The following is a 206-nucleotide window of genomic DNA, read 5'->3' as shown; positions in this document are numbered from 1 at the left end:
GATCGGGCACACGCAGCGGCCCGACAGCTTTCGGCAGGCGGACCGGTATTCGACATCTCCAAGGTTCGTGATGTGAGCCCCGAAGCACGCGCGGCGGAACACTGGCAGGCCTATGTGTCGCGGCTGAGTACCCAGCCGGGCATCATCGTTGCCGAACAAAAGGTGCGCGATGGCCAATTCTATATTGCCGGCCTGAGAGACCCGCT

The organism is Mesorhizobium sp. WSM4848, from assembly GCF_055811375.1.
The sequence above is the reverse complement of the archived record's forward strand: the minus strand, read 5'-3'. Positions refer to the sequence as shown.